The organism is Pedobacter sp. UYP24 (assembly GCF_054057295.1).
The window spans coordinates 96,379-119,360 of record NZ_JBSRZD010000006.1 but is presented as its reverse complement, the minus strand read 5'-3'; the positions used below and the strand labels follow the sequence as shown (position 1 = coordinate 119,360).

Genomic DNA, 22,982 nt, shown 5'->3' with positions numbered 1-22,982 from the left:
TCGTTCTACTTTATACAATGGTTTTGACTATGACAGCAAAGCTATAAAATGATTATAATTGCATGAATTCAATCTATTAAAATGTTAGACAAGATAAGTAATTCAGAAGGATACAGTTTTAGTATTTCAGAAGATCAGCAGATGATTAGGGGAGTGGTTAGTGACTTTGCAGAGCGAAATATTCGTGCGAATGTAATGGCATGGGATGAAGAACAATATTTTCCTGTTGAAGTATTTAAGCAAATGGGAGAGCTGGGTTTGATGGGGGTACTTGTGCCTCAGGAATACGGAGGTTCGGGACTTGGTTATCAGGAATATGTTGATGTAATAGTAGGTATCGCAAAGGTATGCGGATCAATTGGGCTTTCGCTGGCTGCGCACAATTCATTGTGTACAGGACATATTCTTGCCTTTGCCAATACTGAGCAAAAACAGAGATGGTTATCAAAACTGGCAACAGCAGAATGGATTGGAGCTTGGGGATTGACCGAGGCCAATACTGGTTCTGATGCGTTGAGGATGTCTACCACTGCTGTTTTGGATGGTGATGAGTATGTGATAAATGGGTCAAAGAATTGGATTACCCATGGTAAGAGTGGTGACGTGGCCGTAGTTATGGTACGCACTGGCGAACAGGGTAGTTCAAAAGGAATCTCTGCAATAGTTGTGGAAAGAGGGACGCCAGGATTTTCTGCTGGTAAGAAAGAGAATAAACTGGGGATGAGGGCATCTGAAACCACAGAAATGATTTTTGATAACTGCAGGGTACCAAAAGAGAATCTGCTTGGAGTAGAAGGAGAAGGCTTTAAACAAGCCATGAAGGTGTTGGACGGCGGCCGGATTTCTATTGCGGCCTTATCTTTAGGGATAGCGAAAGGGGCTTATGAAGCGGCCTTAGTTTATGCTAAACAAAGGCATCAGTTTGGACAGCCTATTGCCAGTTTCCAAGGTATAAGTTTTAAGCTAGCGGATATGGCAACAGAAATTGAAGCTGCTGAGTTATTAATAAGACAGGCAGCGGATCTAAAAAACCGTGGGCTTGCAATGACCAAGGAATCTGCAATGGCAAAGTATTTCGCATCTGAGGTTGCTGTTAGGACATCTACAGAAGCGGTACAAATATTTGGTGGATATGGTTACACAAAAGATTTTCCTGTTGAGAAATTTTACCGCGATAGCAAGCTTTGTACGATAGGAGAAGGAACGTCTGAAATACAAAAGATCGTTATTGCCAGAGAATTACTTAATGCTGTTTAACTATTTTTTATATTAATGTTTTGATAACCAAAACAAACCCTTATCTTTGCAATCCTAAAAACAACGAGAGGAGGTATTTTAACGTTATGATCATCATTAATATTAAAGACGGCGAATCACTTGATAAAGCCCTAAAACGTTTCAAAAAGAAATTTGAAAAAACGGGTGTATTAAGAGAACTACGTAGTCGCCAGGCATATGAGAAAAAATCTGTCGCTCGTCGTACGCAAGTTAAACATGCGATCTACATTCAAAATATGCAATTAGAAGGAACTATTTAGTACTTTTAATTTATATCATATAATTGGGCCCAGAAGAATTTATTCTTCTGGGCCTTTTTTATGAGTTGGATTTGGAGTTGTTTTTTTTTGTTTTATTTTGATTTGGAGTACAATTGGAATTTAGATGAAGGTAGTTCCGCTGGGGCTATATGGGAAAAATTTTTAAAACTGAGGGGTAATTTTTCAAATTAATAATGGTTTAAATTTAGTTGATCAATTAAATTTTTGTAGATTCACTTTAAGAGCAACCAAATTCCTTCTATGGCAATTGAACAGTTTTTGATCTATATTCATCATGAGAAACGCTACTCTTCCCATACTGTACAATCCTATCAAGCAGATTTACTTCAATTCAATGATTTCATTGCTGAAAGGTTTGAGTTGGAGCTTAATGCAGTAACTTATCAAATGGTAAGGGAGTTTATGGTTTATTTGCTTGAAGAGCTTAAAATGACAGAAAGTTCAATTTCAAGGAAGCTTTCCACTTTAAGAAGTTTTTATAAGTATGAGGTAAAATCAGGTCTGGTTTTAGATAATCCAATGCCATTAATTCGTGCTCCTAGATTGCCGAAGCGATTGCCGGTATTTGTTGGTGATGAAAAGTTGGATGAGTTACTTGATTCAGGTATTTTTTTTGATGGTAGTTTTTCCTCTGTGAGAGACAAAGCAATAATAGAAACATTATTTGGCTGTGGTCTCAGGCTTTCCGAATTGTTGTCTTTGAAAGATAATGATGTTGATTTTTACCAGGGAACACTAAAGGTGCTGGGTAAAAGAAATAAAGAAAGAATTATGCCAATAAGTAATGTGCTTGTGAATCAGCTCAAAACGTATATTGACTTAAAATTGGTGCAAAATTTTAATAACAAAACGGTGCACTTATTCGTTACAGATAAAGGTGCGGATGCATATCCTAAATTAATTTACAGAATTGTGCAGCGGTATTTGAAGATTATTTCAACGCAGGAAAAATTGAGTCCGCATGTATTGCGACATTCCTATGCCACAAGTTTATTAAATAGAGGAGCAGATTTGAATGCGATAAAGGAGTTGCTCGGGCATTCTAGCTTGGCCGCAACCCAGGTTTATACGCATAATTCAATAGAAAGGTTAAAATCAATATATAAACAAGCCCATCCAAAGGCATAAAACAAGGAGGTAAATATGAAAATTACAGTTCAATCGATCCATTTCACTGCGGACCACAAGTTATTAGATTTTATACAAAAGAAAGTTGATAAGTTAGATCAGTTTTATGATCAGATTATTAGTGGTGAGGTGTACCTTAAACTAGAGAATGTAGACGATGAGGCGAATAAGATCAGTGAAATTAAGCTGAACGTTCCGGGCATGACTATGTTTGCAAAAGAGCAATGTAAATCTTTTGAAGAGGCAACAGATTTGGCAATAGAGTCTTTAAGGAAGCAGATTACCAAACATAAAGATAAAACCAGAGCAAAGTTGAGTGAGCATAAAGAATTACTAAATGCTGATGAAGTGTCTGATTATTAGAGATATATTTTAGCCTCGTTTTGATATTAAATTGGCAGCGTAACACCTGTCAATTTTTTTTAAAAATAATTTTGCGCAGAACTTTAATTTTTGTAGATTTGCATTCCATTTCAGAGAGGGCATTGCTCCATAAGGAATGGAATGTTCTGTGAATGATTAATATTATAAACTACCTTTCTGGCTTTTCAGGAATGTAAGATATAAGCCTCCTTAGCTCAGCTGGTAGAGCAACTGACTTGTAATCAGTAGGTCATTGGTTCGATCCCGATAGGAGGCTCTTTTTTTTAGGGGAGATACCAGAGTGGCCAAATGGAACAGACTGTAACTCTGTTGTCGCAAGACTTCGAAGGTTCGAATCCTTCTCTCCCCACAAAAAAAGAAGCGGAAGTAGCTCAGTTGGTAGAGCGATAGCCTTCCAAGCTATAGGTCGCGAGTTCGAACCTCGTCTTCCGCTCAATTGGAAAAAGGTGGGCAGTCGGCAAGGAGCTTGATTGTAAGCTGAGATAAGCCGAAGTAGCTCAGCGGTAGAGCACTTCCTTGGTAAGGAAGAGGTCGTGGGTTCAAGTCCCATCTTTGGCTCATAAAAAAAATGAAATGCTTTGTTAAACCTGTTAAGCTGGGTAGGACAAGGTTTTTCGCATTGAAAGTTGTATCAAAACAATAAATAAATAAAAAGTTAACCTACTAATAAGTATAAAAACATGGCAAAAGAAAAGTTTGACCGCAGCAAGCCGCACTTAAACATCGGCACTATCGGTCACGTTGACCACGGTAAAACAACCTTAACAGCAGCTATCACTAAAGTGTTAGCTGATGCTGGTTTCTCTGAGGCGCGTTCATTTGATTCGATTGACTCTGCTCCAGAGGAAAAAGAAAGAGGTATCACGATTAACACAGCACACGTTGAGTATTCAACAGCTAACCGTCACTATGCACACGTTGACTGTCCAGGTCACGCGGATTACGTGAAGAACATGGTTACTGGTGCTGCTCAAATGGATGGAGCGATCATCGTTGTAGCTGCTACAGATGGTCCAATGCCACAAACTCGTGAGCACATCCTATTGGCTCGCCAGGTAGGTGTACCAACTTTGGTTGTATTCATGAATAAAGTGGATATGGTTGATGATCCTGAATTACTAGAATTAGTAGAGATGGAGATTCGCGAACTATTATCTTTCTATGAATTCCCTGGTGATGATATTCCAGTTATTCAAGGTTCTGCTTTGGGTGGTTTGAATGGTGATCCAAAATGGGTTGGTAAGATTTTAGAACTAATGGAAGCAGTTGATAGCTACATTCCAATTCCTCCACGTTTAACTGAGCTTCCATTCTTGATGCCTGTTGAAGATGTATTCTCGATTACTGGTCGTGGAACTGTTGCAACTGGTCGTATTGAACGTGGTGTAATCAACTCTGGAGATCCAGTTGAGATCTTGGGTATGGGTGCAGAAAATCTTAAATCTACTGTAACAGGTGTTGAGATGTTCCGTAAGATCCTTGATTATGGTGAAGCAGGAGATAACGTAGGTCTATTGTTACGTGGTATTGAGAAAACTGATATCCGTCGTGGTATGGTTATCTGTAAACCAGGTTCAGTAACTCCTCACACAGATTTCAAAGGTGAGATTTATGTATTGTCAAAAGCAGAAGGTGGACGTCACACTCCATTCTTTAATAAATACCGTCCACAATTCTATTTCCGTACTACAGATGTAACTGGTGAAATCACACTAGCTGAAGGAACTGAAATGGTTATGCCAGGTGATAACGTTACGATCACAGTTAAATTGATCAACGCAATTGCAATGGAAAAAGGTCTTCGTTTCGCTATCCGTGAGGGTGGTAGAACTGTAGGAGCTGGTCAGGTAACTGAAATTTTAAAATAGTTTAACTTCCCTTTTAGGGATGTAAAATAGTTTTATAAAATAAAAGCAGAGTACTTAGGCTTTCATAGCCTGAGTACTTTGTTTCTAAAAAAAAATCTGTTTTAGAGAATGCAGATTTAACACACGGGAATAGTTCAATGGTAGAATAGAGGTCTCCAAAACCTTTGATCAGGGTTCGAATCCTTGTTCCCGTGCAAATAATTAATTATGGCTAAAGTAGTTCAATTTATTAAAGAATCGTATGAAGAAATGACCCAGAAGGTTACTTGGCCTACATGGGGAGAATTGCAAAGTTCTGCGGTGTTGGTTTTGGTAGCTTCACTTATCATTGCATTAGTTGTATTTGCTATGGATAAGGGTTCTACTTTCGTTTTAGATACTTTTTATAAATCACTTTCTAATTAATATAGCTCAATGAACGATCAGTTAAAATGGTATGTAGTTAGGGCTGTCAGCGGAAAAGAGAAGAAAGTAAAACAATACATCGATTCTGAAATTAGCCGTTTAGGATTCTCTCATTTGGTTCCTCAGGTGTTAATCCCGATGGAAAAATATTATCAGATGAAAGATGGAAAGAAGATTGCAAAAGAGCGCAATTTTTATCCAGGTTACGTTTTGATAGAAGCTATTTTAGATGGAGAGCTTGAACATATTATCAAAAATGTTAATAGTGTAATTGGTTTTTTGGGTGATAAAGGTGGAAATCCTGTTCCTATGCGTCAATCTGAAGTTAACCGTATTTTAGGTAAAGTTGATGAGATGAGCCAACAAAGCGAAACCATGAATATAGCTTATTATGTAGGCGAGAACGTTAAGGTTATGGATGGACCATTTAATGGTTTTACTGGCGTTATCGAAGAAGTTAATGAAGAGAAAAAGAAATTGAAAGTTATGGTTAAGATTTTCGGACGTAAGACTCCGCTAGAACTTAATTACATGCAAGTTGAAAAAGAATAAAAAACCTTAATTGTTACATTGCTTCCAACATTTAACATTGAGTATTACAAATTAACAAAAACAGAAAATGGCAAAAGAAGTCAGTGCACTTGTTAAGTTACAGATCAAGGGTGGAGCTGCAAATCCATCGCCACCGGTAGGACCTGCGTTAGGTGCTAAAGGGGTGAACATCATGGAGTTTTGCAAACAATTCAATGCTCGTACCCAAGATAAGCCAGGTAAAGTATTACCAGTTGTAATTACTGTTTATGCTGACAAGTCTTTCGAATTCATCATCAAAACTCCTCCTGTGGCTATCCAGTTAAAGGATGCTACTAAATTAGCGAGTGGTTCTGCTGAGCCCAACCGTAAGAAAGTTGGTTCGGTGACTTGGGATCAGGTTAAGTCAATTGCTGAAGATAAGATGACTGATTTAAATGCTTTCACTATCGAATCGGCGATGAGTATGGTTGCCGGTACAGCACGCAGTATGGGAATCACCGTTAGTGGTGATGCGCCCTGGACAAATTAATTAACAAAAAACAGTTTACAACAGTGGCTAAATTAACAAAAAATCAAAAAAAGGCACATGCTAAACTAGAATCTGGTAAAACGTATTCTTTAAAGGATGCGGCTGCTTTGGTTAAAGAGATTACTACTACTAAATTTGATGCATCGGTTGATATCGATGTTAGTTTAGGTGTAGATCCACGTAAAGCCAATCAAATGGTGCGTGGTATCGCAACTTTACCACACGGTACAGGTAAAACTGTACGTGTATTAGTTCTTTGTAATCCTGATAAGGAAGAAGAGGCTAAAGCAGCAGGTGCAGATTTCGTAGGTTTAGACGAGTATGTGTCCAAAATTGAAGGTGGATGGACTGATGTTGACATTATTATCACTACTCCTGCTTGTATGGCAAAAGTAGGTAAACTGGGCCGCGTTTTGGGTCCACGTAACCTTATGCCAAACCCTAAATCAGGTACTGTTACTAACGAAGTTGGTAAAGCAGTAACTGATGTTAAAGGCGGAAAGATTGATTTTAAAGTTGACAAAAGTGGTATCATTCACGCTTCGGTAGGAAAAGTATCATTCCCTGCAGAAAAAATATATGAAAATGCATTAGAAGTTCTTCAAGTAATTTCTAAGCTAAAACCATCTGCTGCAAAAGGAACTTATTTTAAGAGCATTCACGTTTCTTCTACAATGAGTCCTGGAATTGCAATCGAAGCTAAATCAGTAACGGGGATCTAATTATTATGAACAGAGAAGAAAAACACGAACTAGTTTCAGCTCTTCAAGAGAAAATGCAAGAGTTCGGCAATTTTTATATTGCTGATACTTCTAGCTTATCTGTTGCTAAGATTAATAATATCCGTCGTAAATGTTTCGAAAGCGGGATCGAAATGCAAGTAGCTAAAAATTCTTTAATCAGAAAAGCGATTGAAGGATTAGAAGGCGATTCATCAGAGATCTTTGCCGCCCTTAAAGGTCAGTCAGCATTGTTATTTTCAACCTCAGGTAACGCTCCGGCTAAACTGATCAAAGCGTTGAGAAAAGGATCTGACAAGCCGGTACTTAAGGCAGCATATATCGATTCATCTATATATGTTGGTGATAATCATTTGGATTCTTTGGTGAGCTTGAAATCAAGAGAAGAGCTTATTGGAGACATCATTGGTTTATTACAATCGCCAGCTAAAAACGTTATTTCAGCGTTGAAGTCTAGTGGTAGCAAAATTGCAGGAATTGTTAAAACTCTACAAGAGAGAGAAGGTTAAGGAAACGCCTAATAAGTTTCATATTAAATAAATTATTTTTACGTAAATTTTTAAAAATCTATAAAATGGCAGATTTAAAAGCGTTTGCTGAGCAATTGGTAAACTTAACAGTTAAAGAAGTTAACGAATTGGCTCAAATCTTAAAAGACGAGTATGGTATTGAACCAGCTGCTGCTGCAGTTGCTGTTGCTGGCCCTGCTGCTGATGCTGCTCCTGCAGTTGAAGAAAAAACAACTTTTGATGTAATATTGAAAGAAGCTGGTGGTGCTAAATTAGCAGTTGTTAAATTGGTAAAAGATCTAACTGGTTTAGGTTTGAAAGAAGCAAAGGATTTAGTTGATGGTGCACCAAAAGAATTGAAAGTTGGTGTTACTAAAGACGAGGCTGAAGCTTTGAAAAAACAATTAGAAGAAGCTGGAGCTGTAGTTGAAATTAAGTAATCGCTTAATTTCCAAACAACTTTAACCATAGACTCCGACTATATAGTCGGAGTCTATACCTGTTTATAAACTTTTCATCTTGTTTGGTTGATGAAATTGTTTAACGGCTAACCAAACAAATAGTTTATTCTTAAAGTAAATTAACTTTAGTCCATTGGCAAATAAAGTCGACCAAAGAGTAAATTTTGCACGAAGTAAGCATATTATAGATTATCCAGATTTTCTAGATGTGCAGTTGCAATCATTCAGAGAATTTTTTCAGATAGAAACTACTTCTGACAACCGTCATACTGAGGGTTTGTTTAAGGTATTTGCTGAGAATTTCCCAATCACTGATTCCAGAAACATTTTCGTTTTAGAGTTTCTTGATTATTTTATTGATCCACCGCGTTATGATATACCTGAGTGTATTGACCGGGGATTAACTTATAGTGTTCCATTAAAAGCGAAGCTTAAGCTTTCTTGTAATGATGCTGAACATGAAGATTTTGAAACCATCATTCAGGATGTTTATTTGGGAACTATACCATATATGACTCCTAAGGGTACGTTTGTGATAAATGGTGCAGAGCGTGTTATTGTTTCTCAATTGCACAGGTCTCCAGGAGTATTCTTCGGTCAAAGCCGTCACACAAATGGCACTAAGCTTTATTCTGCTCGTGTTATTCCTTTCAAAGGATCTTGGATCGAGTTTGCAACCGATGTGAATAACGTCATGTATGCTTATATTGATCGTAAGAAAAAATTCCCTGTAACCACATTATTGCGTGCCATTGGTTATGATTCTGATAAAGATATTCTTGAGTTGTTTGATCTTGCCGATGAGGTTAAGGTTAGCAAATCTGGTTTAAAGAAATTTATTGGACGTAAACTTGCAGCAAGGGTTCTAAGAAAATGGGTTGAAGATTTCGTTGATGAAGATACAGGTGAGGTAGTCTCAATTGATCGTAACGAAGTGATCTTAGATAGGGATACAGTTTTAGAAGATGACCATATTGATATGATCATTGATGCTGGCGTTAAAACTATCATCTTATCTAAAGATGACGGTCCGAGTCAGGCAGATTATACCATTATCTATAATACTTTACAAAAAGATACTTCAAACTCAGAAAAAGAGGCTGTTGAAAACATCTATCGTGCTTTGCGTAATGCAGAACCACCTGATGAGGAAACCGCAAGAGGTATTATTGAGCGTTTGTTCTTCTCTGATAAGCGTTATGACTTGGGTGATGTTGGTAGATACCGTATCAACCGTAAGTTGAAAATGGATACTCCAGATCATGTTAAGGTATTGACAAAAGCAGATATTATTGCTATTGTTAAGTATCTGATCAAACTGATCAACTCTAAAGAGGAAGTGGATGATATTGATCACCTGTCGAATCGTCGTGTTCGTACAGTAGGTGAGCAATTATATGCTCAATTTGGTGTTGGTTTAGCTCGTATGGCACGGACTATTCGTGAGCGTATGAACATTCGTGACAACGAGGTCTTTACTCCTACTGATTTGATTAATGCCCGTACTTTATCGTCGGTTATTAATTCCTTCTTTGGTACAAATCAGTTATCTCAGTTTATGGATCAAACTAATCCATTGGCAGAGATAACTCACAAACGCCGTTTATCGGCTTTAGGCCCAGGTGGTCTATCACGTGAAAGAGCAGGTTTTGAGGTGCGTGACGTTCATTACACTCACTATGGTCGTTTGTGTACCATTGAAACACCAGAGGGACCAAACATTGGTTTGATATCTTCATTATGTGTACATGCTAAGATCAATAATTTAGGTTTCATCGAAACACCTTACAAAAAGGTTGAGAATGGTATAGTCTCAGTTAATGAGCCCGTTATATACTTATCTGCTGAAGATGAGGATGGTAAAACAATTGCTCAGGCAAATGCTGAGTATGATGATAAAGGTAATTTCACTACTCCTCGTGTTAAGGCACGTTACGAGGGTGACTTCCCAATTATTGAGCCTGAGAAATTAGACTTAATGGATGTGGCTCCCAATCAGATTACTTCAATAGCTGCTTCACTTATTCCTTTTCTTGAGCATGATGATGCGAATAGGGCCTTGATGGGATCAAATATGCAACGTCAGGCAGTGCCATTATTGCGTCCTGAAGCTCCTATCGTTGGAACAGGTTTGGAAGGTCGCGTTGCACGTGACTCAAGAACATTGATCAACGCTGAGGGTGACGGTACTGTAGAGTATGTTGATGCCAATGAAATTACCATTAAATATATTAGAAACGACGGAGATCGTTTAGTTTCTTTTGAAGGTGATAGCAAGACTTATAAATTAATTAAGTTTAAAAAAACCAACCAGAACACTTGTATAAACTTGAAGCCGATCGTTAAGAAAGGTCAGAAAGTTGTTAAAGGACAAGTTTTATGTGAAGGTTATGCAACCGAAAATGGTGAGTTGGCTTTGGGAAGAAACTTAAAGGTTGCTTTCATGCCATGGCAAGGATATAACTTTGAGGATGCGATTGTAATTAACGAGCGTATTGTTAGAGAAGATATATTCACTTCATTGCATATAGAAGAGTTTGAATTAGAAGTGCGTGATACAAAACGTGGAGAAGAGGAATTAACACCAGATATCCCTAACGTTTCTGAGGAAGCTACTAAAGATTTAGATGAAAATGGTATTATCCGTGTAGGTGCAGAAGTTAAAGAAGGTGATATACTTATTGGTAAGATCACCCCTAAAGGTGAGTCTGATCCTTCGCCAGAAGAAAAATTGCTACGTGCTATTTTTGGAGATAAAGCTGGTGATGTTAAAGATGCATCATTGAAAACGCCACCTTCAATTAAAGGTGTCGTGATTGATACGAAGTTATTCTCAAGAGCTAAAAAAACTACTAAAGCTGAAGAAAAATCAGCAATAGAAAAGCTGGATAAACGATACGGTATTGCGACTACTAATCTTAAGAACGAACTGGTAGACAAATTATTTCAGATTGTAAATGGAAAAACATCTCAAGGTGTTTACAATGTTTACAAGGAATTATTGTTTCCTAAGGGAGCTAAGTTTACTCAGAAAAGTTTATCTGATTTGGAATATACGCACATCAATCCTTACAAATGGACTACTGATGAGGACAAAAATGATCAAATTAAACTTTTGTTACACAATTACGGCATTCGTGTAAACGAAGAGCTTGGTGCTTACAAACGTGATAAATTTGCCATCAGCGTTGGAGACGAATTACCATCTGGTATTGTTCAAATGGCTAAGGTTTATGTTGCTAAGAAACGTAAGTTAAAAGTTGGAGATAAGATGGCAGGTCGTCACGGTAATAAGGGTATTGTTGCCCGTATTGTACGTGATGAAGATATGCCATTCCTTGAAGATGGAACTCCAGTTGATATTGTGTTGAACCCATTGGGTGTGCCATCACGTATGAATCTTGGACAGATTTATGAAACTGTATTGGCCTGGGCTGGGAAAGAATTGGGTGTTAAATTTGCAACTCCAATCTTTGACGGTGCTAAGCATTATGAGGTGGAAGATTGGATCGCTAAGGCTGGACTACCTGCTTCTGGCAGAACTTACCTAAACAATGGTTTAACGGGTGAAAAATTTGACCAACCTACAACTGTTGGTATTATCTACATGTTGAAACTTGGACACATGGTTGATGATAAGATGCACGCACGATCGATCGGGCCGTATTCATTGATTACTCAACAACCTTTGGGTGGTAAAGCCCAGTTTGGTGGTCAGCGTTTTGGTGAAATGGAGGTTTGGGCGCTTGAAGCATTTGGTGCTGCAAATATTCTACAGGAAATATTGACTGTGAAATCAGATGATGTTATCGGTAGAGCAAAAACCTATGAAGCAATTGTAAAAGGTGAAAACCTTCCTACACCAGGTGTACCAGAATCATTTAACGTGTTGGTACATGAGTTACGCGGGTTAGGTTTAGATATTACGTTAGACTAAGTAGTAATAAGTATTTGGTATCTGGTATTAATTCTTAAGGCATTTGTCTTATAAACTAATACCAGATACTAAATACTAGCTGCTAAAAACAAAAGAGCTATGTCTTACAAAAAGGATAATAAATTAAAAAGTAATTTTACCTCGATAACCATTAGTTTGGCATCGCCTGAGGCTATTTTAGAGCGTTCAAGTGGCGAGGTGTTAAAACCTGAGACTATCAATTACCGTACTTACAAACCTGAACGTGATGGTTTGTTTTGTGAGCGTATTTTTGGTCCGGTTAAAGACTACGAATGTCATTGCGGTAAATACAAACGTATCCGTTATAAAGGTATTGTTTGTGATCGTTGTGGTGTTGAGGTTACCGAGAAGAAAGTACGTAGAGAGCGTATGGGACACATTAATTTGGTGGTTCCTGTTGCACATATTTGGTATTTTCGTTCGTTACCAAATAAAATCGGCTACCTTTTAGGTTTACCCACAAAAAGGTTAGACTTGATCATTTATTATGAGCGCTATGTAGTAATACAGGCTGGATTAATGTCTGACGAAGGTATTCAATACATGGACTTCTTAACAGAAGAAGAGTACTTGGATATTCTTGATAAGTTGCCTAAAGAGAACCAATATCTGGATGATAAAGACCCTAATAAATTCATCGCCAAGATGGGTGCTGAAGCTTTAGAGGATTTATTAAAGCGTATTGATTTAGATTCACTTTCGTACAATCTACGTCATCAAGCTGCAAACGAGACTTCTCAGCAACGTAAAAATGAGGCATTAAAACGTCTTCAGGTGGTTGAAGCTTTTCGCGGTTCAAGGACTCGTATTGAGAATAATCCAGAGTGGATGATCATTAAGATCGTACCGGTTATTCCGCCAGAATTGCGTCCATTGGTTCCATTGGAAGGTGGTCGTTTTGCTACTTCTGATTTAAATGATCTTTACCGTCGTGTCATTATCCGTAACAACCGTCTAAAGCGTTTGATCGAAATTAAAGCACCAGAGGTAATCTTGCGTAATGAAAAACGTATGTTACAGGAAGCTGTGGATTCGTTGTTCGATAACTCACGTAAAGTTAATGCTGTTAAAACAGAAGGTAACCGGGCATTAAAATCACTTTCAGATATTCTTAAAGGTAAACAAGGTCGCTTCCGTCAAAACTTACTAGGTAAACGTGTGGATTATTCGGCACGTTCTGTAATTGTTGTTGGTCCAAACCTTAAGCTGCATGAATGTGGTTTGCCTAAAGATATGGCCGCTGAGCTTTTCAAACCGTTTATCATTCGTAAGATGATTGAACGTGGAATTGTTAAAACTGTTAAATCTGCAAAGAAAATAGTTGATAGAAAAGATCCTTTAGTATGGGACATCCTTGAGAACGTTTTGAAAGGACACCCAGTATTATTGAATCGTGCTCCTACTTTGCATAGATTGGGTATCCAATCCTTCCAACCTAAATTAGTTGAAGGAAAGGCCATACAGCTACACCCTTTAGTTTGTACTGCATTTAATGCGGATTTTGATGGTGACCAGATGGCGGTACATTTACCGCTTGGTCATGCTGCAATATTAGAAGCACAAGTATTAATGCTTGCTGCACATAATATCTTAAATCCTGCTAATGGTACTCCAATTACCGTACCTTCTCAGGATATGGTATTAGGTCTATATTATATTACTAAGGGCCGCAGAACAGATGAGGGGCGCGTTGTTAAAGGACAGGATTCGATATTCTATTCTTCTGAAGAAGTCATTATTGCATACAACGAAAAGCGAATTGATCTTCATGCTTTTATTAAGGTTAAAGTAAACGTAAAAGACGAGACGGGCGTTATTGTAAATAAACTTATTGATACTACAGTAGGACGTGTTCTATTTAATCAAATGGTGCCGGAAGAAGTAGGGTATATTAATGAGTTATTGACTAAAAAATCTCTACGTGATATTATTGGTGATGTTGTTAAGATAACTGGTATGTCACGTGCATCACGCTTTTTGGATGATATTAAGGAATTAGGTTTCCAAATGGCATTTAGAGGTGGATTGTCATTTAATTTGCAAGATGTAAATATTCCTGTAGAGAAACATACACTTCTTGAACAGGCATCGGCAGAGGTCGAAGAGGTAAGGAATAACTATAATATGGGATTCATTACTAATAACGAACGTTACAATCAGATTATCGATATCTGGACGCGTATCAATAACCGTTTGACATCATTCGTAATGAACCAGTTGTCTAATGACAATCAAGGGTTTAATTCGGTTTATATGATGCTTGATTCTGGCGCACGTGGGTCTAAGGAGCAGATTCGTCAGCTTTGCGGAATGCGTGGTTTGATGGCTAAGCCTCAGAAGTCAGGTTCTGGTGGGGAGATCATTGAGAACCCAATTCTTTCTAACTTTAAGGAAGGATTGTCAGTTCTAGAATATTTTATCTCAACTCACGGTGCTCGTAAAGGTTTGGCGGATACAGCATTAAAAACTGCTGATGCGGGTTATTTAACTCGACGTTTGCATGATGTTGCGCAAGATATGATCGTTAACGCAGAAGATTGTGGTACGCTAAGAGGGATGTACACAACTGCTTTGAAGGATAACGAAGACATTGTTGAGCCATTGTACGATAGATTATTAGGTCGCATTTCGCTACATGATGTATTCAATCCATTAGATGGTAGTTTACTAGTTGGTGCTGGAAAAGATATTGATGAAGATATTGCGAAAGCGATTGAAGAATCTCCTTTAGAAGGTGTTGAAATTCGGTCTGTATTGACTTGTGAAAATCAAAGAGGTGTTTGTGCACTTTGCTACGGACGTAATCTTGCAACAGGTAAGCGTGTTCAAAAAGGCGAGGCTGTTGGTGTAATTGCTGCACAGTCGATTGGCGAGCCAGGTACACAGTTAACACTTCGTACTTTCCACGTTGGTGGTACTGCATCAAACATTGCTGCAGAATCTCAAATCATTGCTAAATTTGATGGTATCATTGAATTTGAAAATGTACGGACAGTTTCGACTAAAACAGAAGAGGGTGATACTCAAATCGTTCTTGGACGTTCAGGTGAATTCAAGATTGTTGAATCTGGAAGTGGTAAAATCATCATGACAAACAATATTCCATATGGTTCATTTTTGTATGTTCTAGATGGTGCCAAAATTGAAAAAGGTGATAGGATTTGTTCATGGGATCCATATAATGCTGTAATTATATCTGAATTTGCAGGTAAAATTGAATTTGATGCGATCATAGAAGGTGTAACTTTCCGTGAAGAATCGGATGAGCAAACTGGTCACCGTGAGAAGGTAATTATTGATACACGCGATAAAACTAAAAATCCTTCTGTAAGGGTAGTAGATAAAAAGGGTGAATTGATCAGAAACTATAATATCCCAGTTGGTGCGCACATTGCAATCGATGAAGGTGATATGGTTCAAACAGGTCAAATCCTAGTTAAAATTCCCCGCTCAACTGGTAAAACCAGGGATATTACGGGAGGTTTGCCACGTGTAACTGAGTTATTTGAGGCACGTAACCCTTCTAATCCCGCTGTTGTTACCGAAATTGATGGAGTTGTAACATTAGGCGGAGTTAAACGCGGTAATCGTGAGATGACGATCGAATCTAAAGATGGTGAAATTAAGAAGTATCTGGTTCCGTTGTCTAAACACATTCTGGTTCAGGATAATGACTTTGTTAAGGCTGGTATGCCATTATCTGACGGATCGATTTCACCTGCAGACATTCTTGCTATTAAAGGACCTGCTGCAGTTCAGGAATATCTGGTTAATGGTATCCAAGAGGTATACCGTTTACAAGGTGTGAAGATCAATGATAAACATTTCGAGGTTATTGTACATCAGATGATGCAGAAGGTTCATATCGAGGATCCAGGGGATACTATTTTCTTAGAGAATAACTCTGTGGATCGTTGGGACTTTATGATTGAGAATGATGAGATATATGACAAGAAAGTTGTGGTTGAAGCAGGTGATTCAAACATGGTTAAACCTGGTCAGATTCTTTCTTTACGAAAATTAAGAGATGAAAATTCTCAGTTGAAACGTAAGGATCTTAAACAAATCGAGGTTCGTGATGCAAGACCTGCAACAGCGAGTTCGATTCTTCAAGGTATTACTCGCGCATCATTAGGCACGAAATCATTCATATCTGCAGCCTCATTCCAGGAAACTACAAAAGTACTGAATGAAGCGGCAATTGCTGGTAAACGTGATAACATGCTTGGACTAAAAGAAAACGTTATTGTTGGGCACTTAATTCCTTCGGGAACCGGAGTGCGTGGATATGAACGTATCATTGTTGGATCTCAAGAAGAATACGATAAATTATTAGCTTCTAAACAAGAAGAAATAGAAGCATAATACTTGATACCATTATCTAAAAATCCCCCTTCGCTAAAGTTGGGGGATTTTTTATGAAAATTTAAGAAGTTCAAACTGCCACAATTAAGAATAAAAAATTAGTTTTGTTATATGCAAGAAGAAAATCAGGACAACCAACTAAATATTGAACTTTCTGAAGAAGTAGCGGAAGGTATTTTTTCTAATTTGGCAATCATTACACACTCTAATACTGAGTTTGTTCTGGATTTTATCAGAGTAATGCCGGGTGTTCCTAAAGCCCGAGTTAAATCAAGAATTATTTTGACCCCCGAGCACGCAAAGCGATTACTAGGTGCCATTCAGGATAATATTGAAAAGTATGAAGCTATAAACGGCCGGATAAAAACACAGGACGAGCCTCCTGGTTTTCCTATGAATTTTGGAGGTCCTACTGCACAGGCTTAAATAAATTTTCTTTTATGTGGGTGATAACTTCATCCATTTGGCTTGGCTCAAACCACCTGATATTATCGTCTTTTCTGAACCAAGTTAGCTGCCGTTTTGCAAATCTTCTTGTGTTTTGTTTAATTTGATCAGTAGCCACTTGCAGGGTAGCCTCTCCGTCCAAGTATTTAAATAATTCTGAGTAACCTACGGTATTTAACGCATTTAGATTTCTATGTTTATAGAGTTCTTTCACCTCGTCCAATAGCCCTCTTTCCATCATCTGATCCACGCGGTTGTTGATACGTTGGTATAGTTCACTGCGATCTGTATTTAAACCTATCTTAATGATATTAAAGGCTCGATTTTTCTTGGTATTAGTTAAATATGATGACAGTTTTTCTCCTGTTGAGAAGTAAAATTCCAAGCCCCTTATCATTCTTTGTGGGTTAGACTGATCAACTTTTGCGAAATATTCTGGGTCTATAGTGTGTAATTCTTTTCTTAGAAAAAGAATCCCATGCTTCGCAAATTGTGCATTGAGGTTTTCTCTTATCACGAGATCTGTAGTTGGTAAATTGTCCAAGCCATTACAAACAGCATTAATATAAAGGCCTGAACCTCCAACTAGTATTGCAAGATTTTCTTTACGGAATAAAAAGTCTATTGTAGAAAGTGCCTGGATCTCAAAATCACCTGTACTGAAAAATTCCTGAATGCTATGGGAATTGACAAAATGGTGAGGTGCCGCTGCTAATTCTTCAGATGAAGGTTTAGCGGTACCAATGTTCATTTCCCTAAAAAATTGTCTTGAATCCGCAGATATGATTTCGGTATCAAAATGTTGAGCTAGATTGATGGCTAACGCTGTTTTCCCGATAGCTGTGGGGCCAACAATTACAATCAGGGTTTTATCTAGCACCATATTAGGCACTAATAATCTTCTTTATATTCTTCGTCCTCGTAACTGTCATTATCAACAAACTCATCTGTCTCTTCGGCATCATGCTCCTCACTCTCATCACTTTTAACTTCTGTATTGATTCCCCTTCCCCCCATTGCTTCCAGTTCTTCGGTGTCCTCTGGGACGAAATTCATTTCATTAAGGAAATCGAAATCAGAGGAAACAGGATTAGATGAAACGGCTATAGTACCAAAGTTGTTCTTGTCGATTATTTTAGGAGCTTCTCCAAGACTTTTTACTAAGAAAGGATACTCGATGCTTGGATCAGTCTGTAGAATGATCTTGATCAGTTCAACACGAAAGTCAAAAGACCTTTCAAAATTATATATGTAATAAAATTTTTGATGCGGATCTTCGATAAAGCTGCTTAATTTTGAGTTTTCCATTAAGGCGACTCCTCTATCAGTTTTACGTTGATTAGGTAAATAGGCAATTTCATCACCTTTTATCCAATTATCTGTACTTACATAGAAAGAAGAGGATTTTTCTGATGAATACCCTGTTGAGCGATGAACCGCTTTATGCAAATCTTCAAAAGTTTGCGTTGACTTAATATCAATTTCTCTTACTACTTCATCGAAATCTTCGAAACTTATTCTGAATCTATAAATTGCCATCTGAGCTTGTTTTCCAGCTATAAAATTAAAAAATAAAATATACTTTGTAAAATAGAATTATCCGGTTGACGGAGTAAGGCCGATTTCCCTGGCTTTTTTTATTATAAAGGTTAATGCCTCATCGTAGCTGTTCGTTATCTCTCCCTCTAAAATAGCTTCTCTAATCGCATTTTTTAATATCCCTACTTCTTTTCCAGCCCTAAGATCAAATATTTTCATAATATCATCACCAGTAACAGGAGGTTGCCAGTTTCTGATCTTGTCCCGTTCCTCAACATCTTTTAGCTTCTGTTTTACAAGTTCGAAATTGTTACGGTACTTTCTAACCTTGTATTCGTTTTTGGTAGTAATATCGGCATTACACAGTACCATAAGTGCTTGTATATCATCGCCAGCATCAAATAGAAGTCGACGGATTGCTGAATCTGTAACCACGTCCTGAGCTAGTACAATTGGGCGAAGGTGTAATTGTACTAACTTTTGTACAAATTTCATCTTTTCGTTTAGAGGCAGCTTCAATTGCGCAAAAATTTGTGGTACCATCCGTGCACCTTTGTCTTCATGACCGTGAAATGTCCAGCCATGACCTACTTCAAAACGCTTAGTAGGTGGCTTGGCTATATCGTGCAGAATAGCAGACCAGCGAATCCAAAGATCGTCAGTCTCCTCACAAATATTATCGAGCACTTGCAATGTATGATAGAAATTATCCTTGTGGCCTTTTCCCTGAATAATTTCTACCCCGTAAAGGGCAGACATTTGGGGGAAAATGAGTTGAAGCAAGCCGGTATCAAAAAGATAATTAAATCCGATAGAGGGTAGCGGAGAAAGAATAATCTTATTCAATTCCTCCGTAATCCTTTCTTTGGAAACAATGCTGATCCGATCCTTTTGTATCTTAATAGCATCAATTGAACGCTGGTCTATAGAGAAATTCAATTGTGAGGCAAAACGAATAGCCCTTAACATTCTTAAAGGATCGTCAGAAAAGGTTATCTCAGGATCAAGTGGAGTTTTTATCAATTTATTATCGAGATCTTTTTGACCACCAAAAGGATCTACGAGTTGGGCATAGTTATCTTTATTTAAAGATATTGCCAGCGCATTGATAGTGAAATCTCTTCTTAGCTGATCATCTTCAATGGTGCCGTTCTCAACAATAGGTTTGCGCGAATCTGCTCTATAACTTTCTTTTCTGGCGCCTACAAACTCAATTTCTAAATCTCTAAATTTGAGCATCGCAGTACCGAAATTCTTGAATACAGCAACTTTTGTTTTAAGAGCGACGCCGATAAGTTCAGCAAAATCAATCCCATTTCCCAATACCACGATATCGATGTCTTTGGACGGCCTTTGCAGAAAAATATCTCTCACATAACCTCCAATTACATATACTTCAGTGCAGTGTAAACTTGCGATTTCTGCAATAACCTTAAAAATAGGATGTTGTAAATATTTTTCCATCACTCGGTCAGCAAAAGTACAAAAACTTACCTTCTAATGAATGAGAATTGCCCACCTGATCCAATTTTGATTATTGTTGAAGGCTTTTTCGGAGTATTAATATTTTGCTCTAGGTCAACAATACAGTCTACTTGATCTTTTATTTCGATACTGATGTCATCAAACCCGCTAGGGCTGGGGTTACCACTTAAGTTAGCGGAAGTAGAAGTAATGGGCTTCCTGAATCTCTGAATCAATTGTTGACAAAAATCGTGTTTCGGTATTCTGATCCCTACAGAACCATCTTTATTTATAACGTTTTTAGCTAAATTTTTAGCGCCTGAAAAAATTAACGTAAGCGGGTTTTCCGCATATTCAATTAAATCGTAAGCAACATCAGGAACATCTGTCACATAGCTCTTAATTTTGCTATCGGCATCGAGTAATATAATAAAACTTTTATCTTCAGATCTTCCCTTAATGCTATTTATTTTTGCTACAGCATCCTCGTTTGTAGCGTCACAACCTAATCCCCAAATAGTATCAGTAGGATATAAGATGATACCACCATTTTTTAGAGTGTTTAATGCTTTTTCTATTTCTGTCCGAAACATTGGCCGATTATATTTAATTATTAACTACTTTTTTGTAAAGCGACATCATCTGCGCAGAAATTAACTCGTCATTAAATTTCTGCGCATAATGCAAGCCTGCAGTTATCATTTTGTCTTTCAAAACTCCATTATCCAATATAGTGTTAATGGCAATAGCAAATCCCAAACTATTGTATGGATCCACATATATACTATTTTCCCCTCCCGCCTCTTCAAGGCAAGATCCAATGGCAGCCACTACGGGTAGGGCTGAATACAGCGCTTCTATGATAGGAATCCCAAAACCTTCATAGATTGACGGATATACAAATGTATCAGCCAATTGATAAACTGCTGGCAAGTCGTTAAAGGGAACGTTTTTCAAAAATATAACACGGTTTTGCAGACTTAAGTTTTCAATTTCTTGTCTTACTAAATTAGTGTAAGCGGTATCTTTGCCAATAACTACTAATTTGTATTGTTGATGAATATGTGGTAGCGCACGTATCACTGCAATAAGGTTTTTCCTTAATTCTATTGTGCCTACGTTGAGAATGAAATTATCTGGGAGCTGATATTTGCTTTTAATTGCAGCTTTAGTGCTATCGCTAACTTTAGTTTTGAAAATATTATCACAGCTCTGATAAACAACTTCTATTTTATCAGAGCTGACATTGAAAAATCTGATAATATCCTGTTTAGTTTGCTCACTAATTGCAACGATTTTATCTGCGTATTTACAGGCATATTCAATTTTCTTTTTATAAATGAACCTATCGATCAGGTTAAAGTGCTTAGGGAAGAGCAAGAATATCAAATCGTGAATTGTAACTATTGATGGGATTTTAATCCCATTGAGGCCGATAGGTATCTCATGACTTAAGCCATGAAAAAGGTCAATTTTATTGTCTATTAGCTGTTTTCTAATCCCAAGCGTTCTCCACCAAGGTGATGGATTGTCGGGCAAGATTAAAGATATGTTAACAGGCTTAAAGAACTTGTCGATTTGAGTTTGATTCTTTAAGCCTGGAGTAAAGACAAAATATTGGTTTTCTGGAAATTTGCTGGCAAGCTGACTAATCAAAGAACGACTATAATTGCCAAGTCCAGTTAAGTTATTTGCTGCCCTCTTCCCATCAAAACCAATATTCATTTATACAGCTACATTGTTTTCTCTTAAGGCATTGTTAAGAGAAGTTTTTTTGTCTGTAGATTCCTTACGCTGACCAATTATCAATGCACAGGGTACATGGTATTCACCAGCAGGGAATTTCTTAGCATAGGTACCAGGGATTACAACTGAACGCGCAGGAACAATTCCTTTATATTCTTTTGGGGTTGGTCCAGTTATATCTATAATTTTTGTTGATGCGGTTAGCACTACATTTGCACCAAGTACAGCTTCCGTTTCAACCTTAACACCTTCTACTACAATAGCACGAGAACCGATAAAGCAATTGTCTTCAATAATTACGGGAGCAGCTTGTATGGGTTCTAGTACTCCGCCTATGCCTACACCGCCACTAAGATGTACATTTTTGCCAATTTGGGCACAAGAACCAACTGTGGCCCAGGTATCCACCATGGTGCCTTCGTCTACATAGGCTCCAATATTTACGTAGGATGGCATCATAATTACACCTTTGGCCAAATAAGCACCGTACCTTGCACTAGCACCAGGTACAACCCTAACACCTAATTCTTTGTAATTTGTTTTTAGTTTCATTTTATCATGAAATACAAAAGGTCCGACTTCTGTAATTTTCATCTGTCTGATAGGGAAATACAGAATAACAGCCTTTTTAATCCATTCATTTATGCCCCATGAGTTTAATATTGGTTCCGCAACGCGCATTTCACCCTTATCAAGCTGCATAATCACTGTTTCGATTGCCTCGCAATATTCATTATATTCCAATAAAGTTCTGTCTTCCCAAGCGGCTTCTACTAACTTTTTTAATTCTGCTATCATTTTAGTATTTTAATTTTTGACAAAATAAATGAATTTTATGTATCTAACGTTCTTTTCAGTACATAATGTTGTTTTTTTGTTGCTTATTTTTGAAATCTTATGACTGAAAAAGAGAAACTCAGGATCGATAAATACTTGTGGGCAATCCGGTTATTTAAAACGCGGAGTCTTGCAGCCGAGGCTTGCAAAGCTGGGAGGGTAAAATTTATGGGCCAAAATCTTAAGCCTTCCGCAATTGTAAAGGCAGGTGATGTATATCAAGTTTCAAAAGGGATCGAAAAGAAAGTTATTGAAGTGGTTGAGCTTTTACACGCCAGGGTCGAATCAAAAATTGCAGTTACTAAGTATATAGACATCACGCCTGAGGAGGAAACCCACGCTTTCAAATCTATATTCCACGCGCCAGCATTGAAGCGGGATAGAGGAACAGGACGGCCAACTAAAAAAGATAGAAGAGATACTGATGACCTGATCGATGGGTTAAATAAGGAGAGCTAAACGGTTAGTGTTAAATAGAAAGGCCCGGAAATCTCCAGGCCTTAACAATG

The 22,982-nt window shown here is 37.7% G+C and carries 21 protein-coding genes and 5 tRNA genes; 20 read left to right on the top strand and 6 right to left on the bottom strand.

What is annotated here, in order from left to right:
• The first annotated feature begins 81 nt into the window (after positions 1–81).
• The 19 genes from ACVWYN_RS12430 (at position 82) to ACVWYN_RS12340 (ending at position 16,866) form a co-directional block, all read left to right on the top strand.
• Positions 82–1,257 carry an acyl-CoA dehydrogenase family protein gene (locus ACVWYN_RS12430; protein ID WP_457289185.1) on the top strand — a complete coding sequence of 392 codons (1,176 nt, stop codon included), beginning with the start codon at positions 82–84 and terminating at the stop codon, positions 1,255–1,257.
• Positions 1,258–1,343: 86 nt separating this feature from the next.
• Positions 1,344–1,538 carry a 30S ribosomal protein S21 gene (gene rpsU, locus ACVWYN_RS12425; protein ID WP_457289184.1) on the top strand — a complete coding sequence of 65 codons (195 nt, stop codon included), beginning with the start codon at positions 1,344–1,346 and terminating at the stop codon, positions 1,536–1,538.
• 261 nt (positions 1,539–1,799) lie between these two features.
• On the top strand, positions 1,800–2,687 hold the full coding sequence (locus tag ACVWYN_RS12420) for a tyrosine-type recombinase/integrase (protein ID WP_457289183.1): 888 nt from the start codon (positions 1,800–1,802) through the stop codon (positions 2,685–2,687).
• Positions 2,688–2,702: 15 nt separating this feature from the next.
• Entirely contained in the window at positions 2,703–3,050 is a 348-nt protein-coding gene (hpf, locus tag ACVWYN_RS12415) for a ribosome hibernation-promoting factor, HPF/YfiA family (protein WP_457289182.1), read from the top strand.
• Positions 3,051–3,254: 204 nt separating this feature from the next.
• Positions 3,255–3,327 (top strand) — tRNA-Thr (locus ACVWYN_RS12410).
• A 10-nt stretch (positions 3,328–3,337) separates the two neighbouring features.
• Positions 3,338–3,420 (top strand) — tRNA-Tyr (locus ACVWYN_RS12405).
• Positions 3,421–3,431: 11 nt separating this feature from the next.
• Positions 3,432–3,504, top strand: a tRNA-Gly gene (locus ACVWYN_RS12400).
• 53 nt (positions 3,505–3,557) lie between these two features.
• Positions 3,558–3,629 (top strand) — tRNA-Thr (locus ACVWYN_RS12395).
• A gap of 122 nt (positions 3,630–3,751) precedes the next feature.
• A complete protein-coding gene (gene tuf, locus ACVWYN_RS12390; RefSeq protein ID WP_457289181.1) occupies positions 3,752–4,939 on the top strand; it encodes an elongation factor Tu in 1,188 nt (395 codons plus the stop codon).
• 123 nt (positions 4,940–5,062) lie between these two features.
• Positions 5,063–5,133: transfer RNA gene (locus tag ACVWYN_RS12385), tRNA-Trp, on the top strand.
• Positions 5,134–5,146: 13 nt separating this feature from the next.
• Complete coding sequence (gene secE, locus ACVWYN_RS12380; protein WP_457289180.1) at positions 5,147–5,344, top strand: preprotein translocase subunit SecE; 198 nt, start codon at positions 5,147–5,149, stop codon at positions 5,342–5,344.
• Between the two features lie 9 nt (positions 5,345–5,353).
• Entirely contained in the window at positions 5,354–5,896 is a 543-nt protein-coding gene (gene nusG, locus ACVWYN_RS12375) for a transcription termination/antitermination protein NusG (RefSeq protein WP_457289179.1), read from the top strand.
• A gap of 67 nt (positions 5,897–5,963) precedes the next feature.
• On the top strand, positions 5,964–6,407 hold the full coding sequence (rplK, locus tag ACVWYN_RS12370) for a 50S ribosomal protein L11 (RefSeq protein WP_037443979.1): 444 nt from the start codon (positions 5,964–5,966) through the stop codon (positions 6,405–6,407).
• A gap of 23 nt (positions 6,408–6,430) precedes the next feature.
• Positions 6,431–7,129 (top strand): 50S ribosomal protein L1, encoded by a 699-nt coding sequence (gene rplA / locus ACVWYN_RS12365; protein WP_457289178.1) that lies wholly within the window; start codon positions 6,431–6,433, stop codon positions 7,127–7,129.
• A gap of 5 nt (positions 7,130–7,134) precedes the next feature.
• Positions 7,135–7,656 carry a 50S ribosomal protein L10 gene (rplJ, locus tag ACVWYN_RS12360; RefSeq protein WP_410881756.1) on the top strand — a complete coding sequence of 174 codons (522 nt, stop codon included), beginning with the start codon at positions 7,135–7,137 and terminating at the stop codon, positions 7,654–7,656.
• Positions 7,657–7,721: 65 nt separating this feature from the next.
• Positions 7,722–8,096: a 50S ribosomal protein L7/L12 gene (gene rplL / locus ACVWYN_RS12355; protein ID WP_457289177.1), complete on the top strand. Its 375-nt coding sequence runs from the start codon at positions 7,722–7,724 to the stop codon at positions 8,094–8,096.
• A 154-nt stretch (positions 8,097–8,250) separates the two neighbouring features.
• Positions 8,251–12,054 (top strand): DNA-directed RNA polymerase subunit beta, encoded by a 3,804-nt coding sequence (gene rpoB / locus ACVWYN_RS12350; RefSeq protein WP_457289176.1) that lies wholly within the window; start codon positions 8,251–8,253, stop codon positions 12,052–12,054.
• A gap of 99 nt (positions 12,055–12,153) precedes the next feature.
• A complete protein-coding gene (gene rpoC, locus ACVWYN_RS12345; RefSeq protein WP_457289175.1) occupies positions 12,154–16,440 on the top strand; it encodes a DNA-directed RNA polymerase subunit beta' in 4,287 nt (1,428 codons plus the stop codon).
• A 111-nt stretch (positions 16,441–16,551) separates the two neighbouring features.
• Positions 16,552–16,866, top strand: coding sequence for a DUF3467 domain-containing protein (locus ACVWYN_RS12340; RefSeq protein WP_457289174.1), 315 nt, complete (start codon positions 16,552–16,554; stop codon positions 16,864–16,866).
• Here ACVWYN_RS12340 and miaA read toward each other — a convergent pair.
• From miaA to ACVWYN_RS12310, 6 genes are read right to left on the bottom strand one after another with little or no spacing between them, the layout of a single operon-like run.
• On the bottom strand, positions 16,850–17,770 hold the full coding sequence (gene miaA, locus ACVWYN_RS12335) for a tRNA (adenosine(37)-N6)-dimethylallyltransferase MiaA (protein ID WP_457289173.1): 921 nt from the start codon (positions 17,768–17,770) through the stop codon (positions 16,850–16,852). The genes ACVWYN_RS12340 and miaA overlap by 17 nt on opposite strands.
• Positions 17,771–17,778: 8 nt before the next feature.
• Complete coding sequence (locus ACVWYN_RS12330; RefSeq protein ID WP_457289172.1) at positions 17,779–18,426, bottom strand: IS1096 element passenger TnpR family protein; 648 nt, start codon at positions 18,424–18,426, stop codon at positions 17,779–17,781.
• 57 nt (positions 18,427–18,483) lie between these two features.
• A complete protein-coding gene (locus ACVWYN_RS12325) occupies positions 18,484–19,890 on the bottom strand; it encodes a CCA tRNA nucleotidyltransferase (RefSeq protein ID WP_457289171.1) in 1,407 nt (468 codons plus the stop codon).
• Between the two features lie 26 nt (positions 19,891–19,916).
• A complete protein-coding gene (locus tag ACVWYN_RS12320) occupies positions 19,917–20,483 on the bottom strand; it encodes an L-threonylcarbamoyladenylate synthase (protein WP_457289170.1) in 567 nt (188 codons plus the stop codon).
• A 13-nt stretch (positions 20,484–20,496) separates the two neighbouring features.
• Positions 20,497–21,615, bottom strand: a complete 1,119-nt coding sequence (locus tag ACVWYN_RS12315) for a glycosyltransferase family 4 protein (protein ID WP_457289169.1) — start codon at positions 21,613–21,615, stop codon at positions 20,497–20,499.
• Complete coding sequence (locus ACVWYN_RS12310; protein WP_457289168.1) at positions 21,616–22,434, bottom strand: 2,3,4,5-tetrahydropyridine-2,6-dicarboxylate N-succinyltransferase; 819 nt, start codon at positions 22,432–22,434, stop codon at positions 21,616–21,618.
• Positions 22,435–22,533: 99 nt separating this feature from the next.
• On the opposite strand from ACVWYN_RS12310, the gene ACVWYN_RS12305 reads away from it, so the two are divergent.
• Positions 22,534–22,932, top strand: coding sequence for an RNA-binding S4 domain-containing protein (locus ACVWYN_RS12305; protein WP_457289167.1), 399 nt, complete (start codon positions 22,534–22,536; stop codon positions 22,930–22,932).
• The last annotated feature ends 50 nt before the right edge of the window (positions 22,933–22,982 follow it).